We start from the raw sequence: 14,864 nt of genomic DNA, 5'->3' as shown, positions 1-14,864 counted from the left end.
GCGTTCGTCGGCGACAAGGCGAGCGGCCGCTTCGTCGACGCCGCCAAGGTCCACGCCGTGAATCATTGCGGCACGCACTATTCGGTCGCCGGGCCGCTCACGGTGCCGCGCAGCCCGCAGGGACGCCCGGTGACCTTCCAGGCCGGCGGTTCGGAGGATGGGCGCGAGCTCGCCGCCGCCACCGCCGACGCGGTGTTCTCCCTGGCCCAGACGATCGAGGACGGCGCCGCCTACGCCCGCGACCTGCGCGCGCGGGCGGCGCGCTACGGACGGGGGGCCGACGCGCTGGTCGTCCTGCCGGGCCTCGCCACCGTGATCGGCTCCACCGAAGCCGAGGCGCGGCGGCGCCAGGACGTGCTCTGGGACCTCGTGCCGGTGGAGTACAGCCTCGCGCGCCTCGCGGGCACGCTGCGGATCGATCCTGCCCGCCTCGACCTCGACAAGCCGCTGCCCGATCCGCTGCCGCTGCCGCCGGATGCCAACCACACGATGTTCCTCGGCACCGTCGCGCTCGCGCGCCGAGACGCGCTGACGGTACGCCAGCTCCTGCGGGCCCTGGGCGGCGGCGTCGGCCACCGCATCGTCGCGGGCACGCCGGAAGCGATCGCCGACGACATCGAGGCCTGGTTCCGGGCCGGCGCGGCGGACGGCTTCAACCTGATGCCGGACGTGCTTCCGGACGGCCTGGAGACCTTCGTGGACGCGGTCGTGCCGATCCTCCAGCGGCGCGGCCTGTTCCGGCGCGACTACGCCGGGACCACCCTGCGGGATCATCTCGGCCTCGCGCGCCCTGCCAGCCGCTTCGCCGCGACGGGGGCCGCCGCTTCGGCGTGAGCCCCGTCGCGGCAAGGGGCCGGGAGAACATCGCTATCCTCCCGCCGCGAAACACGGCGACGATCCCCTTCGAACGGGCCGAAATTCGGCAATCGCTGCTCTTGATGCGAGACCTTCGTTTCGAGATACCAAGACCAGTCTTCATCATCGAAATTCCATCGAAAAGCGTGCGCCGTGCCTGCATCGACCCGTCGCGTCTTCCTGTCCGGCGCCCTGGCCCTTTGCGTCGGGCCGGCCCGCGCCGCGTCGGCGCCCCTGCGGGTCGTGGCCTCCTCGCTGCCGCATGCGGAGATCCTCGAATTCGTCGGCGACACGCTCGCCCCCGACCTGCCGTTGAAGGTGATCGAGATCTCGGGCGATCTGCGCCCGAACGCCCTGCTGCGTGACGGCGACGCCGACGCCAACTTCTTCCAGCACGTCCCCTTCCTCCGCTCGGAGGAGGCCGCCATGGGGATGCGCTTCGCCGTCGTGGCGGCGGTGCATGTCGAGCCGCTGGGATTGTACAGCCGCCGGGCCAAGGCGCTCGCGGACCTGCCGGCCGGCGGGGTCGTCTCCCTGTCGAACAACGTCTCGAACACCCACCGCGGGCTGTCGCTGCTTCAGGCCAACGGCCTGATCCGGCTGCGGGCGAAGGAGGCGGACGTGAACGCGACGGTGGACGACATCGTCGAGAACCCGAAGAGCTTCCGGTTCGTCGAGATCGCGCCCCCGCAACTGCCGCGCTCCCTCGACGACGTGGCGCTCGCGGTCATCAACGGCAACTACGCGCTGGAAGCGGGGCTGGAGCCTGCGCGGGATGCGCTGGCGCTCGAACGAGCCGAGGGCAACCCCTACGCGAACGTCCTCGTCACGACGGAGGGCCTGGCGAAGGATCCCCGCGTGTTGCGCCTCGGAACCCTGCTGACCTCGGCCGAGGTCGCGGATTTCATCCGCAAACGCTACCGCGGCTCGGTCGTCCCCGTCCGCCCGTCCTGACCGGCACGGCTCAGGCGAGGCCGCTCCGGCCCACCGATCGACCCTCTGCCCCCTTACCCCCGCCCGCTGCCCCGGCTTCGCCGAGCCGAGCGACCGGAGTCCCCGACCGATGCGCTTCCTGAAGACTTTCGCCGTCGTTCTCTTGTCCATGGGCGCGATGGCGGCCCAGGCCGAGACCTTGAAGATCGGCACCGTGCCGGGCGCCTACAGCGACGCCGTCACCGCGGCCGCCAAGGAGGCCAAGGCGCAGGGCATCGACGTGAAGGTGATCGAGTTCAGCGACTGGACGACGCCCAACGTCGCCCTCGACGGGGGCGACATCGATCTGAACTTCTTCCAGCATCGTCCCTTCATGGAGAACGCCGCGAAGCAGAAGGGCTACCGGTTCGACATCGTCGGGCTCGGCATCCTGCAGAACATCGGCCTGTTCTCGCTCAAGCATAAGAGCCTCGACCAGGTCCCGGTGGGGGGCAAGGTCGCCATCGCCAACGATCCGGTGAACCAGGGCCGAGGCCTGCTGCTGCTGCAGAAGGCCGGCCTCATCAAGCTCAAGGACGATGTCGGCTTCCTCGGCACCGTCGACGACATCGTCGAGAACCCGAAGACGCTGAAATTCACCGAGGTCGAGGGGCCGCAACTGGTGCGGATCACCGGCGATGTCGATCTCGCGCAGGGGTATCCGCATTTCATCGTCGCCGCCGGTGCCTTCGATCCGACGAGCGGGCTGATCTATTCCGGAATCGAGGACAAGCTCTTCGCGGTGAGCTTCGTCACGAAGGCCGCTCGCAAGGACGATCCGACGATCCGGAAATTCGTCCAGATCTTCCAGAACTCCGAGGCCGTGAAGCAGCAGATCGACAAATCCTTCGCCGGCAGCGACAAGCTGTACCTGCTCGCGTGGCAGAACTGACGATGGCGAGCTTGGCTCTGGACAGTCTCGGATCGATCGATCCGGCCGCGCCGAAGGCGACGGGCGCAAACGCGGTCCCGGTGGCCCGGGAAGACGCGGCCCAGCGCGGCGTCGGCACGGTGCGGTTCGAGAACGTCGCGAAGACCTATCGCTCCGCGGGCGGCGAGGTCCGCGCCCTCGACGACGTCAGCCTCGACGTCTCGTCCGGCGCGATCTTCGGCATCATCGGCCGCTCGGGTGCCGGCAAGTCGACCCTGCTCCGGACCGTCAACCGGCTGGAGGAGCCCACATCGGGCCGCGTGCTGGTCGACGGCGAGCCCATCGAGGCCCTGCGCACGGACGGTCTCGTGGCCCTGCGCCGCCGCATCGGCATGATCTTCCAGCACTTCAACCTCCTGTCGGCCAAGACCGTCCGGCAGAACGTGGCCCTGCCGCTCAAGGTGGCCGGCATCGGCAGGGCGGAGGTCGACCGGCGGGTCGCGGAGGCGCTGCGCCTCGTCGGCCTGGAGGGCAAGGCCGAGACCTATCCGTCGCGCCTCTCGGGCGGGCAGAAGCAGCGCGTCGGCATCGCCCGCGCCCTGGTCAGCGACCCCGAGATCCTGCTCTGCGACGAGGCGACCTCGGCGCTGGACCCGGAGACCACCCTGTCGATCCTCGGCCTGCTGCGGGACATCAACCGGCGGCTCGGCCTGACCATCATCCTCATCACCCACGAGATGAGCGTGATCCGCGAGATCTGCACCGACGTCGTCGTGCTGGAAGCCGGGCGGATCGCCGAATCCGGCCCGGTCTGGCGCGTGTTCGGCGCGCCCGAGCACCCGGCGACCCGGGCGCTGCTGGCGCCCCTCACCCGCGACGTGCCGGACGACCTGGCGCAGCGGCTCCTGTCGCATCCCGCGCCGGGCGCGCAGGCCGTGCTGCGGATCACCTATGCCGGGCGGTCCGCGCCCGACCTGTCGGCCCTCGTCGCGGCGACGGGGGGATCGGTGCGGCTTCTGCAGGCGGGCGTCGAGCGCATCCAGGGGCATGCCGTCGGCCGCCTGCTGATCGCCGCCGAGGGGATGCAGGCGGAGGCCCAGCTGAGGGCCATCGGGGAAACCGTCGAGGGGATCGGCTATGTCGCCGCAGATGATTGACCGCCTCTGGCAGGCGGCGTTCGACACGATGTTCATGGTGGGGGTCTCGGCGGGGATCGCGGTGGTCGCCGGCATCCCGCTCGCGCTGTTCCTCGTCACCTCCGGGCCGGGCGGCATCTTCCCGGCGCCGCGGGCGAACCGCTTGGTCGGCCTCGTCGTGAACGGCTTCCGCGCCGTGCCCTTCATCGTGCTGCTGGTCGCGCTGATCCCGTTCACCCGGCTCGTCGTCGGAACCACGATCGGCGTCTGGGCCGCCATCGTGCCGCTGGCGGTGAGCGCGACGCCGTTCTTCGCGCGGATCGCCGAGGTCTCGCTGCGGGAGGTCGATTCCGGGCTGGTCGAGGCGGCCCAGTCCATCGGCTGCCGCCGTCGCCACATCCTGCTCCACGTGCTGCTGCCCGAAGCCCTGCCGGGGATCGTCGGCGGCTTCACCATCACCGTCGTGTCGATGATCGGCGCCTCGGCCGTGGCCGGTGCGGTCGGCGCGGGCGGGCTCGGCGACGTGGCGATCCGCTACGGCTACCAGCGCTTCGACACGACCGTGATGTCGGTGGTGATCGCGATCCTGATCGTTCTCGTCTGCCTCGTGCAATTCACGGGCGACAGCGTCGTGCGGAGGCTCCGGACGCGATGAGCGACGGCCGAAAGCAGATCCGGCTCAACGCGTTCAACATGAACTGCGTCGGCCACATCAACCACGGCCTGTGGACCCACCCGCGCGACCGCTCGGCCGCGTACAACACCCTGCGCTACTGGACGGACCAGGCGAAGCTTCTGGAGCGCGGCCTGTTCGACGGGCTGTTCATCGCCGACATCCTCGGCGTCTACGACATCTACGGCGGCGGCATCGACGTGACGGCGCGGGAAGCCGTGCAGCTGCCGGTGAACGACCCGACGCTGATCGTTCCGGCCATGGCCGCAGTGACGGAGCATCTCGGCTTCGGCATCACGCTCAACGTCTTTGCGGAGGCGCCCTACACCTTCGCCCGGCGCCTCTCGACGCTGGACCATCTCACCGGCGGGCGGGTCGGCTGGAACATCGTCACCGGCTATCTCGAGAGCGCCCATCGCGGCCGGGGCGAGGCGCTTCCGGCGCACGACAGGCGCTACGATTACGCCGACGAGTATCTCGAGGTGCTCTACAAGCTCTGGGAAGGAAGCTGGGACGACGCGGCGGTGCGCCGGGACCGCGAGGCGCGGGTGTTCAGCGATCCGGCGCTGATCCGGCCGGTCTCCCATCGCGGCGAGTTTCTGGCGGTCGACGGCTACCACCTTTGCGAACCCTCGCCCCAGCGGACGCCCGTGCTCTACCAGGCGGGCGCCTCCGGCCGCGGCCGGGCCTTCGCCGGACGGCACGCCGAGTGCGTGTTCATCTCGGCGCGCGACAAGGCGTCGGCCCGCGATTCGGTCCGTGCGATCCGCGCCGAGGCCGCCGCCGCCGGGCGCGACCCGCAGGACGTGAAGGTGTTCATCGGCATCGCCGCCATCCCCGGCCGCACCCGTGCCGAGGCGGAGGACAAGCGCGCCGAGTACATGCGCTACGCCAGCGCCGAAGCCGGGCTCGCCCACTTCTCCGCCTCCACCGGCATCGATTTCGCCCGCTACGGCCTCGACGAGCCGATCCCCTACGCCCCGGGCAACGCGATCCAGTCGGCCACCGCCGCGGCGGCCAAGCGCGGGCTGACCAAGCGCGACCTGCTCTCGGAAATGGGCCTCGGCGGCCGCTACGCGGTGCTGACCGGCGACGCCGCGTCCATCGCCGACGAGCTGCAATCCTGGGTCGAGGAGGGCGAGGTGGACGGGTTCAACCTCAGCCGCCTCGTCGTCCCGGAAAGCTTCTCGGATTTCATCGACCTCGTGATCCCCGAGCTCCAGGACCGCGGCCTGTACAAGACCGCCTACGCGCCGGGCTCGCTCAGAAACAAGCTGTTCGGCCAGGGCGACCGCCTGCCCGCCCGCCACGCCGCACAAGCCTATCGCAGCGGCGCCGCGCTCGGAGGCTGACCGCAGGCGTCCTGCCGCCGTCCCGAAGAGCCCGGCTGCGACAACAGCGAGGCTCGGATGGCCGGCCCCCTTCCGGCCGGATCGAGGCGAGTCCCCCGCGATGGATCTCACGGGTCGCCGGCGCCCTCGCCCGCGACGCCGGCCGGCCTGCCGCCGGACGACATGACGTATCGCCCACGATCACGGTGGCGGTCCTGCGGAACGAGCGATGCGGCGAAGCGAAACGGGGACCGGCAAGCCGCGATCAGGCCGCCGCCTCATCCTCGCCCCAGCGACGCAGCGCCCGGACATGCGGCCGCAGCAGCGTGATGCCGAGAAGCGAGATGCCCGCGAGCGTCGTGCCGAACAGCGCGATCGGCAGCCACGCCCCACCCGAGGCTTCCGCCAGCACCGTGCCGACGATCGGCGTCAGGCCCCCCGCCACCGCGCCGCTGAACTGGTAGCCGATCGAGATGGCGGTGTAGCGCACCCGGGTCGGGAAGGCGCCGGCGACGTAGCCGGCCACCACCGCGTAGAAGCTCGCGATACCGAGCTGGATCAGGCACAGGCCCAGCGTGATCGCGGCGAACGAGCGCGTCTCCAGCAACAGGAACAGCGGGTAGGGCGTGACGATGCACCAAAGGAGCGAGAGCTGGAGGAAGCGGCTCTCGTCGCCGAGCCGCTCGGCCACGCGCGCGGCCACCGGCTGGACGACGAACTGCACCCCGGCGGTGATCAGCAGGGCGTCGAGGATCACCGCGCGCTCGATATGCAGGTACTGCACGGCGTAGGTGATCAGGAACACCTGGTAGAGATACACCGAGGCGATGGCGAAGGTGTTGGCGGCGATCGCCATCAGCAGCGGGCCGCGCTGCGTGCGCAGCACCTCCGGGATCGGCGCCGCCCGGGCGAGCGCCTCCCGATCGGCCGCCTGCGCGGCCTGGAACGCCGGCGATTCCGCGACGCCGAGCCGGATGACGAACCCCACCGCCAGGAGCACGACGCTGGCAAGGAACGGCAGGCGCCAACCCCAGGCGAGGAACGCCTCCTTGTCCATCAGCCCGGCCAGGCGGAACGCCAGCAGCGAGAGGATCTGCCCGGCCGGGCTGCCGAGCTGGGCGAAGGAGGCGAAGTACGTGCTGCGACCGCGGGGGGCGTGCTCGGCGGCGAGCAGCACGGCGCCGCCCCACTCGCCGCCGACCGCGATGCCCTGGAAGAGGCGCAGCAGCACCAGGGCAACCGGAGCCCAGATGCCGGCCGAGGCGTAGGTCGGCAGCAGCCCGATCGCGCTGGTGGCCAGCCCCATCATGACGAGCGTGGCGATGAGTGCGCGCTTGCGCCCGAAGCGGTCGCCGAGGTGGCCGAAGATGAGGCCGCCGGCCGGCCGCGCCAGGAAGCCGACCGCGAAGGCGCCGAACGCGGACAGCGTGCCGAGGAACGGGGTCTCGCCCGCGAAGAACAGCGGGCCGAACACCAGCGCAGCGGCGACGCCGTAGATGAAGAAGTCGTACCACTCGATGGTCGTGCCGATGAAGGCGGCGACCGCGGCGCGGCGCGACTGATCGGCGACGCCCGCGGAGGGAGTGGGTGACGCCTGCATGTCCGCTCCGCGACCAGGGGCCGAGCACGCATCACCCGGCTGGTCATCAGGTCACGACCGCCGCCGCCGCGCAAGCCGGGGTCGCCGCGCAGCATCAGGCCATCGACCGCATCGGCGACCCGACGATGATCGATGTCGCGTCGCACGAAGCCGGTGAGCACGGTGCGCCACCCTGGCATCCAGACGGCCGCCTATGCCGGCGTTCCCGCGGCGAACGGCGCGTTCCGTTGGCTGCAGGGCGGGCGTCGTCCGATCGAGCACCGGGCTGCCCTCACGGGCATCCTGTTCGGGCCGCGCACGGGGCTGCCGTGGGAAATTTCGCTGCGGCGGGCGATCCGGACCGGGCATCCCGCGGGCGGCGGCTAGGACTTGTCCGGCTCGGTCGAGGGGGCGGCGAGGGCGCCCACGCCGTTGCCCATCTCCAATCCCCGGTGGGGCGGCACGCCGCTCGGCAGCACGGGCGCGGTCGCGGGCTCGTCCCGCACCTGCCCCAGGCCGGCTTCGACCTCCTGGATGAGGTCGGCGAACTTGTACGGCTTGCTGAGCAGGCGCGTCCCCGGCGGCAGCGCGCTGCGAAGATCCGCGCCCGCGCCCGAGGTGACGATGATGCCGACGCCGGGCCAGCGGTGGTGGACGAGGGCGACGCCGTCGCCGACGATGCTGCGCCCCGTGATCAGCATGCGGACGGTGTCCGGTCCCTGGAGCACCGCCAGCGCCTCGGCGGCGGTGCCGACCTCGATGGCCCGGTAGCCGAGATCGGTCAGCATGTCGGCGGTGACCATGCGGACGAGCTGGTCCGCCTCCGCGATGAGGATGGCGAGAGGCCTGCCGTCACCGATCATCGAATACGCTCCTGATGTCCGTCTCAAGGTCGTCAAGACGAGGAGCTGCGGAGCACTCCGGCATGGCGATGGCCGCTCCGAAGAGTTCGAAGCCGCGAACTCTGATACCGCACCCGACGAAAACCTCCTAATCCGGGTGCGATCGGAATCCTCGGCGCGCCAAGTCCGATCGCGCATGGCGGAAGGCAATATCCGGCCGGCCGAACCCTGCTCGGATGCGGGCGGTCGGGACGGGGATGGAGCGTCGGCGGGCGCGGCGGTTCCGACGTCAGGCAACGACCGGTCCGTACGCCGCGGTCGCGGTTTCGGAGGGGAGACGGCGTGCCTGCGAGCCCGCTCCGCCTTCTGCCGAAGGGTCAGCGCGGCCACCTTCGCTTGGCGGCGGAGCGAACGGGCCTGCTCCAGCCGATGCCGGAACGCTTCCGGCCCCCGCCTCGAACGCTCGCCCCGAACTTCGTCTCGCCCGCCGCGTCCCCTGCCGGGAAAAATCTTTTCGGCCATACTAGACGACCGGTCTAATCCGAGCTATCTCCCGGTCATGGCACGCGTCACCGCACAGACCGACACCCGCCAGGGCATCCTCGACACCGCCTACGGCCTCGTGGGCGCCAAGGGGTTCTCCGGGGTCGGGCTCAACGAGATCCTCGCTTCGGCCGGCGTGCCGAAGGGATCGTTCTACCACTACTTCGGCTCGAAGGAGGCGTTCGGCGAGGCGCTTCTGGAGGACTACTTCGACACCTACCTCGCCGAGCTCGACGCGATGCTGGCCGAGCCGAGCCTGAGCCAGGCCGACCGCCTGATGACCTACTGGCGGAAGTGGCAGGCGACGCAAGGGGGCATCGACGACCGGCGCAGGTGCCTGGCGGTGAAGCTCGCGGCGGAGGTCTCGGACCTTTCCGAGGCCATGCGCCTCGCCCTGAAGGCAGGCACCGCCGGGATCATCGAACGCCTGTCGCGAGCGATCGCGGCCGGCGTGGCGGAGGGCTCGCTCACGATCGCGAGCGAGCCGCACACGACCGCCGAGGACCTGTATCACGTCTGGCTCGGCGCCAGCCTGATGGCGAAGATCGTGCGGACCGACGCCCCGTTCGAGGCCGCCCTGGGCACGACGCGGCGCATCCTCGGCCTCGCATCGCACTGATCATCCCTTCGGCCCCGGCAACGGCACGCATGGCTGCGCAAAATCGAGACGACTGGTCTACTCAGATCCTCATCATTCCCCTGGGCCGGCGGGGGGAACGCGAACCGGAAGGAGAAAACCGATGCCTCACCACACCAAGACGCTGGCCGCCGCCCTCCTCGCAGCCGCCGGCCTGACGGCCCTCCCGGGCGCCACCACGGACGCGACGGCGCAGGAGCGGATCACCCTGGAGACCATCGGCGCCGTCCGCATGGCCCGGTTCGAGGAGGTCCGCGGCACGAATGCGGAACTCCGCCCCGCGCAGGCGGCCCCGGCCCGCGACCCGGCCGCGGAACGCGCCGCCAAGGCGCGGTAGCACCGCCAAGACGCGGTAGCGCCGGCCCGCCCCATGCCGGCCCCCGCGCGGGGAGTCCCCCCCTCGAGGACGTCCTCGCACCCCACCTTCACTCGCCCAACCTCCCCTCGCCCAACCTCCCCTCACCCAACCTCCCCTCACCCAAGCCAACGATCCGGAGAACGACATGAAGATCCTGATGGTCCTGACCTCCCACGACCAGCTCGGCGACACCGGCCGCAAGACCGGCTTCTGGCTGGAGGAGCTTGCCGCCCCCTACTACGTGTTCAAGGATGCGGGCGCGGAGGTGGTGCTGGTGTCGCCCAAGGGCGGCCGGCCGCCGCTCGATCCGAAGAGCGCCGAGCCGAGCTTCCAGACCGACACGACGCGCCGCTTCGAAGCGGACGCGGCGGCGATGGCGGTGCTGGCCGATACCGGCCGGCTCGTCGGCGTCGGCCACGACGGCTTCGATGCCGTGTTCTATCCCGGCGGGCACGGCCCCCTCTGGGACCTCGCCGAGGACCCGGCCTCGATCCGGCTGATCGAGATCACGCTGGCGGCCGGCAAGCCCGTGGCCCTGGTCTGCCATGCCCCCGGCGTGCTGCGCCATGCCAAGGCCGGCGACGGGACGCCCCTGGTCGCGGGCCGCAACGTCACCGGCTTCGCGAACACCGAGGAGGAGGCGGTCGGCCTCACCCGGGTGGTTCCGTTCCTGGTCGAGGACGAGCTCGCCCGCAACGGCGGCCTCTACGCCAAGGGTGCCGACTGGGCCCCCTTCGTCGTCACCGACGGCCTGCTCGTCACCGGCCAGAACCCCGCCTCCTCGGGTCCTGCCGCCGAAACGCTCGTCGCACGCCTCGCGAACCGCTGACGGGTCGGGCGTCCCCCGCGGCGCCCGCCCCTGACCATCGCACGGCCGGCGCACCGCACGGCCCTCCCCATGACCCGGCCGAGGCACCATGCCCGCATCGGCGATCGCGAAGGCTCTCAGATCATGACCACCGACATCGTCTTCTCGGACGCGACCGGCCTCGCCGCGCTGATCCGCACCCGCCAGGTCTCGCCGGTCGAGGTCGTGCAGGCCCATCTCGACCGCATCGCGGCGGTCGACCCCAAGGTCAACGCCATCGTCACCCTCGCGGAGGGCGCGCTCGCCGCCGCGCGGGAAGCCGAGGCGGCGGTCATGGCCGACAAGGAGCTCGGGCCGCTGCACGGCGTGCCCTTCACCGTGAAGGATTCGATCGACACGGCAGGCGTCCTCACCCAGCGCGGCTCGCCGATCTTCGCGGGCCGCCGGCCGGACGCCGATGCCACCAGCGTCGCCCGCATGAAGAGCGCCGGCGGCATCCTGCTCGCCAAGACCAACCTTCCGGAGTTCTCCTACTGGATCGAGAGCGACAACCTGCTCTCGGGCCGCTCGAACAACCCGTGGGACCTCAACCGCACGCCCGGCGGATCGAGCGGCGGCGAGTCGGCGGCGATCGCGGTGGGCCTGTCGCCCTTGGGCCTCGGCACCGACCTCGCCATCTCGGTGCGCGGCCCGGCCGCGCAGACCGGCATCGTCGCGCTGAAGCCGACGCACGGGCGCGTGCCGATGACCGGCATCTGGCCGCGGGCGCCGCGCCGGTTCTGGCACGTCGGCCCGATGGCGCGCTCGATCCGCGACCTCGCGCTCGCCTTCGCGCAGCTGGCCGGTCCCGACGGCCTCGACGGCTTCGCCTCGCACGGCGGCCCGTTCGACGCCGGAGCCGGCATCGCACCGGGCCGCAAGCTCCGCGTCGGCTGGATGGTCGGGCCGGGCTTCGGGCCGATCGACACGGAGGTCGCGGCCACCGTCCGGGCGGCGGCGGACGCGCTCGCGGGCGAGGGACACCCGGTGCAGGAGGTCCGCATCCCGGCCCTGGAACGCGACTTCGCCCTCGACGTGTTCAACAAGCTCCACGTCATGGAGATGAAGCCGGCCTTCCGGGAGGCGACCGCCGGGCACGAGGATCGGATGTACAGGATGGCGCGGACGATGCTGTCGCTGCCCGACACCTCGATGGCGGACTACGTCGCGGCCGAGCAGGCGGCCGAGCGGCTGCGGGACGGCTACGCCGCCTATTTCCGGGATTACGACGTGCTCCTCACGCCCGTGCTGCCCGTGCCGGCGCACAAGCACGGCATCCGGGACCTCGTCGTCGACGGCGAGACCGTCGACCTGACCTACCTGCAGGGCGCGACCGTGCCCCTGAACGTCACCGGCCTGCCGGGGGTGTCGATGCGGTTCGGCACCAGCCGCGAGGGCCTGCCGATCGGCGTGCAGCTGGTCGGCAGCTGGCAGGCGGAGGCAACGATCCTGCACGCCGCCGCGCTGCTGGAGGGCGTGAGCCCGGTCCGCGGCCTGCACCCGAGCCTCTGACGAGAGGGGACAGGCCCGGGTCGCGCACCGCGCTCCCAGGCCGCCGGCACGAAAGCCTGCGTCCGGCCGACCTTCGCACCGTTCTCGCGATGGACGGTCGAGGGGGCGCCACCGGAGCGCCGCTGGCGGATGGACTCTCGAAGGGCCGCCAGGCTTCGGGCCGGCGGATCGATCGCGCACCGGGCGCGCGGATCGTCGTGTCCCGCATCCCGAGGCGTCGTCAGGCCGAGTCCGGCATCCGGTCGAGGAGCTTGTCGAGGGTGATGGGGTAGTCGCGCACCCGCACGCCGGTCGCGTTGTAGACCGCGTTGGCGATCGCCGGGGCGACGCCGACATGGCCGAGCTCCCCGACGCCCTTCGCCTTGACCGGGGACATGGTCGGGTCGACCTCGTCGAGGAAGACCGCCTCGAGATGGGGCACGTCGGCGTGCACCGGCACCTCGTAGCCGGCGAGATCGTGGTTCACGAAGAAGCCGCGCTTCTTGTCGACCGACATCTCCTCCATCAGGGCGGCGCCGATCCCCATGGTCATGCCGCCGATGATCTGGCTGCGCGCGGCCTTGGGGTTGATGATGCGCCCGGCCGCGCACACCGCCAGCATCCGGCGGACGCGGATCTCGCCGGTGTCGGCGTCGACGCCGACCTCGGCGAAGTGCGCGCCGAAGGTCTGCTGCGCGAAGCGCTTGGCGAGATCGCCGAACACGATGGTGTCCTCGGCGACGAGGTCGCCGGCTTCCGCCGCCCGCCCGAGCGGCACGGCGCGGTTGCCGGAGCGGACCTCGCCGTCGGCGAAGGCGACGTCGGCCGAGTTGAACCCGAGCCGCTGGGCCACCGCCTCGCGAAGCTTGACGCAGGCCGCGTAGACGCCCGCGGTGACGGAAGGGGCCCCCTGCTGGCCGCCGGAGCCGGGCGTCTCCGGGAAATCGGAATCGCCGAGGCGGGCGACGACGCGATCCGGCGTGACGCCCATCATCTCGGCGGCGGTCTGCGCGACGATGGTGTAGCTGCCGGTGCCGATGTCGGTCATGTCGACCTCGACCGTGACGACGCCGCGTGCGTCGAGGCGCACGCGGGCGGCGGACCGGGCGATCTTCGCCGCGCGGATCGCCCCGGCCATGCCGAACCCGACGCGCCAGCGCCCGTCGCGCAAGCCGGCCGGCTGCGCCTGGCGGCGCTCCCATCCGAAGCGCTCGGCACCGAGGCGCAGGCACGCGACGAAGGGCCGGGTCGAGAACGGGATCTCCGGGTGCTCGGGGTCGACCTGGGTGTCGTTGAGCGCCCGGAACGCGACCGGGTCCATCCCGAGCTTCTCGGCCATCTCGTCCATGGCGATCTCGAGGGCCATCAGGCCCGGGGCCTCGCCGGGCGCCCGCATCGCGTTGCCCTCGGCGAGGTCGAGCACCGCCAGGCGCTGGCGGGTCATCCGGTCGGCGCCGGCGTAGAAGGCGCGCGTCGCCGCCGTCGACGGCTCGGTCCGGCCGCCGGCGAGGTTGCCGTTGAGGTTGTCGTGGCCGATCGCGGTGATCCGCCCGTCCCGGGTCGCGCCGATCCAGATGCGCTGGATCGTGGCGGGGCGGTGGATGGTGGTGTTGAACATCATCGCACGCTGCAGCGCGAGCTTGACCGGCCGGCCGGCCACCCGCGCCGCCACCGCCGCGAGCGCGAGGTCGGACTGGACGGTGCCCTTCCCCCCGAACCCGCCGCCGACATACGGCGAGACGAGGCGGATCCTGTCCCGGGGGATGCCGAGCGTCCTGGCGAGGTCGCGCACGCCCCAGTTCATCTGCTGGATCGAAGTGTGGCAGGTGAGCCGGTCGCCGTCCCAGGCGGCGATGGTGGCATGCGGCTCCATCATCGCGTGGGCTTGGTCGGGGGTGGTGTAGCGCGCGTCGAGCTGGACCGGTGCCCGCGCGAACGCGGCCTCGAAGTCGCCGACGCGGGTCTCGGGCTTGCCGCCGAGCGGGCCCTGCTCGGCCACGGGCGCGGTCGCCTCCTGCGCGGCGAGGTCGAAGGCGCCCGGCTCCTCGACATACGTGACCCGGACCAGGGCCGCGGCGGCCCGCGCCTGCTCGAAGGTCTCGGCGACGACGACCGCGACGGCCTGGTGGTAGTGGTCGACGACGAGCGCGGCGAGGAAGCGGTGGACGTAGAACTCGCCCTGGCCGAGCGGCCCGGCATTCTCGTGGGTGACGACGGCGACGACGCCCGAGGCGGCCTTCGCGCGCGCCACGTCGAGGGTCGCGATCCGGCCCTTGGCGATGCCGGCGCCGACGATGAAGCCGTAGGCGAGGTTCGCGTGCGGATCGTGCCATTCGTAGGCGTAGGGCGCGGTCCCCGTGACCTTGAGCGGTCCTTCGACCCGGTCGGTCGGCTTTCCGACGACCTTGAGCTGGTCGATCGGGTTTTGGCCGGCGGGCTGATCGAACTTCATGGCTTTAGGCCCTCGCTCGGTTGAGCGCCGCGGACAGGGTCCGCTCGGCGAGCGTCAGCTTGTCGGCGTTCGCGTGGGTTGTCGCGGCGCCGGCCAGGACCTGCTCGGTCACCGCCTTGGCGCCCCGCGGCCGGTCGGCCGCGGCCGCCCCCCCCCGCCAGGCGTTCGGTGCCACGCCGCCCAAGCGTCGGCGGCCGGACCCGTCCCTGCCCAGGATCGCCGCCACCGAGACCAGCGCGTAGGCGTACGACGCCCGGTCGCGGACCTTGCGGTAGAG

At 71.7% G+C, this 14,864-nt stretch carries 13 protein-coding genes and 2 pseudogenes; 11 read left to right on the top strand and 4 right to left on the bottom strand.

The window, feature by feature from the left end; genetic code table 11:
- The 6 genes from MKK70_RS23070 to MKK70_RS23045 form a co-directional block, all read left to right on the top strand.
- On the top strand, positions 1-834 hold an 834-nt coding region (locus tag MKK70_RS23070; RefSeq protein WP_243950182.1), incomplete at its 5' end, for an NtaA/DmoA family FMN-dependent monooxygenase.
- Positions 835-1,008: 174 nt separating this feature from the next.
- On the top strand, positions 1,009-1,809 hold the full coding sequence (locus MKK70_RS23065) for a MetQ/NlpA family ABC transporter substrate-binding protein (protein WP_243950180.1): 801 nt from the start codon (positions 1,009-1,011) through the stop codon (positions 1,807-1,809).
- A 109-nt stretch (positions 1,810-1,918) separates the two neighbouring features.
- Positions 1,919-2,719, top strand: coding sequence for a MetQ/NlpA family ABC transporter substrate-binding protein (locus MKK70_RS23060; RefSeq protein ID WP_243950178.1), 801 nt, complete (start codon positions 1,919-1,921; stop codon positions 2,717-2,719).
- A gap of 2 nt (positions 2,720-2,721) precedes the next feature.
- A complete protein-coding gene (locus MKK70_RS23055; protein WP_409568316.1) occupies positions 2,722-3,855 on the top strand; it encodes a methionine ABC transporter ATP-binding protein in 1,134 nt (377 codons plus the stop codon).
- Positions 3,836-4,489, top strand: coding sequence for a methionine ABC transporter permease (locus tag MKK70_RS23050; RefSeq protein ID WP_243950175.1), 654 nt, complete (start codon positions 3,836-3,838; stop codon positions 4,487-4,489). The genes MKK70_RS23055 and MKK70_RS23050 overlap by 20 nt, the downstream gene beginning before the upstream one ends.
- The gene (locus MKK70_RS23045; RefSeq protein ID WP_243950173.1) at positions 4,486-5,859 is read left to right on the top strand and encodes an LLM class flavin-dependent oxidoreductase; all 1,374 of its coding nucleotides are present in this window, start codon (positions 4,486-4,488) and stop codon (positions 5,857-5,859) included. Before MKK70_RS23050 ends, MKK70_RS23045 begins: the two co-directional genes overlap by 4 nt.
- Positions 5,860-6,103: 244 nt before the next feature.
- Here the strand turns inward: MKK70_RS23045 and MKK70_RS23040 are convergent, their stop codons facing one another.
- The gene (locus MKK70_RS23040) at positions 6,104-7,438 is read right to left on the bottom strand and encodes an MFS transporter (RefSeq protein WP_243950172.1); all 1,335 of its coding nucleotides are present in this window, start codon (positions 7,436-7,438) and stop codon (positions 6,104-6,106) included.
- A 234-nt stretch (positions 7,439-7,672) separates the two neighbouring features.
- Between MKK70_RS23040 and MKK70_RS23035 the strand changes: the two are divergent.
- A pseudogene (locus MKK70_RS23035) lies at positions 7,673-7,756 on the top strand (IS5/IS1182 family transposase); the annotation flags it as partial.
- Positions 7,757-7,800: 44 nt separating this feature from the next.
- Here the strand turns inward: MKK70_RS23035 and MKK70_RS23030 are convergent.
- Complete coding sequence (locus MKK70_RS23030) at positions 7,801-8,280, bottom strand: response regulator (RefSeq protein ID WP_243950170.1); 480 nt, start codon at positions 8,278-8,280, stop codon at positions 7,801-7,803.
- 538 nt (positions 8,281-8,818) lie between these two features.
- Between MKK70_RS23030 and MKK70_RS23025 the strand changes: the two genes are divergently transcribed.
- The 4 genes from MKK70_RS23025 to MKK70_RS23010 all read left to right on the top strand — a co-directional run bounded on the left by MKK70_RS23025 (position 8,819) and on the right by MKK70_RS23010 (position 12,156).
- A complete protein-coding gene (locus MKK70_RS23025) occupies positions 8,819-9,421 on the top strand; it encodes a TetR/AcrR family transcriptional regulator (RefSeq protein WP_243935128.1) in 603 nt (200 codons plus the stop codon).
- 121 nt (positions 9,422-9,542) lie between these two features.
- A complete protein-coding gene (locus MKK70_RS23020; protein ID WP_243935130.1) occupies positions 9,543-9,776 on the top strand; it encodes a hypothetical protein in 234 nt (77 codons plus the stop codon).
- A 166-nt stretch (positions 9,777-9,942) separates the two neighbouring features.
- Positions 9,943-10,626 (top strand): type 1 glutamine amidotransferase domain-containing protein, encoded by a 684-nt coding sequence (locus tag MKK70_RS23015; RefSeq protein WP_243950168.1) that lies wholly within the window; start codon positions 9,943-9,945, stop codon positions 10,624-10,626.
- 123 nt (positions 10,627-10,749) lie between these two features.
- Complete coding sequence (locus MKK70_RS23010; protein WP_243950166.1) at positions 10,750-12,156, top strand: amidase; 1,407 nt, start codon at positions 10,750-10,752, stop codon at positions 12,154-12,156.
- A gap of 220 nt (positions 12,157-12,376) precedes the next feature.
- Here MKK70_RS23010 and paoC read toward each other — a convergent pair whose 3' ends face one another.
- The gene (gene paoC / locus MKK70_RS23005; protein WP_243950164.1) at positions 12,377-14,587 is read right to left on the bottom strand and encodes an aldehyde oxidoreductase molybdenum-binding subunit PaoC; all 2,211 of its coding nucleotides are present in this window, start codon (positions 14,585-14,587) and stop codon (positions 12,377-12,379) included.
- Between the two features lie 4 nt (positions 14,588-14,591).
- Positions 14,592-14,864, bottom strand: a pseudogene (locus MKK70_RS23000) (xanthine dehydrogenase family protein subunit M); the annotation flags it as partial.

Origin of the sequence: Methylobacterium sp. E-041 (assembly GCF_022829665.1) — a bacterium.
Lineage (GTDB): Bacteria > Pseudomonadota > Alphaproteobacteria > Rhizobiales > Beijerinckiaceae > Methylobacterium.
The sequence above is the reverse complement of the archived record's forward strand: the minus strand, read 5'-3'. Positions and strand labels throughout refer to the sequence as shown.

Coding starts and splice junctions, on each gene's coding strand:
- paoC (WP_243950164.1), bottom strand. CDS start 14,587: ATGAAGTTCGATCAGCCCGCCGGCCAAAACCCGATCGACCAGCTCAAG.
- MKK70_RS23025 (WP_243935128.1), top strand. CDS start 8,819: ATGGCACGCGTCACCGCACAGACCGACACCCGCCAGGGCATCCTCGAC.
- MKK70_RS23015 (WP_243950168.1), top strand. CDS start 9,943: ATGAAGATCCTGATGGTCCTGACCTCCCACGACCAGCTCGGCGACACC.
- MKK70_RS23050 (WP_243950175.1), top strand. CDS start 3,836: ATGTCGCCGCAGATGATTGACCGCCTCTGGCAGGCGGCGTTCGACACG.
- MKK70_RS23030 (WP_243950170.1), bottom strand. CDS start 8,280: ATGATCGGTGACGGCAGGCCTCTCGCCATCCTCATCGCGGAGGCGGAC.
- MKK70_RS23055 (WP_409568316.1), top strand. CDS start 2,722: ATGGCGAGCTTGGCTCTGGACAGTCTCGGATCGATCGATCCGGCCGCG.
- MKK70_RS23060 (WP_243950178.1), top strand. CDS start 1,919: ATGCGCTTCCTGAAGACTTTCGCCGTCGTTCTCTTGTCCATGGGCGCG.
- MKK70_RS23040 (WP_243950172.1), bottom strand. CDS start 7,438: ATGCAGGCGTCACCCACTCCCTCCGCGGGCGTCGCCGATCAGTCGCGC.
- MKK70_RS23020 (WP_243935130.1), top strand. CDS start 9,543: ATGCCTCACCACACCAAGACGCTGGCCGCCGCCCTCCTCGCAGCCGCC.
- MKK70_RS23010 (WP_243950166.1), top strand. CDS start 10,750: ATGACCACCGACATCGTCTTCTCGGACGCGACCGGCCTCGCCGCGCTG.
- MKK70_RS23045 (WP_243950173.1), top strand. CDS start 4,486: ATGAGCGACGGCCGAAAGCAGATCCGGCTCAACGCGTTCAACATGAAC.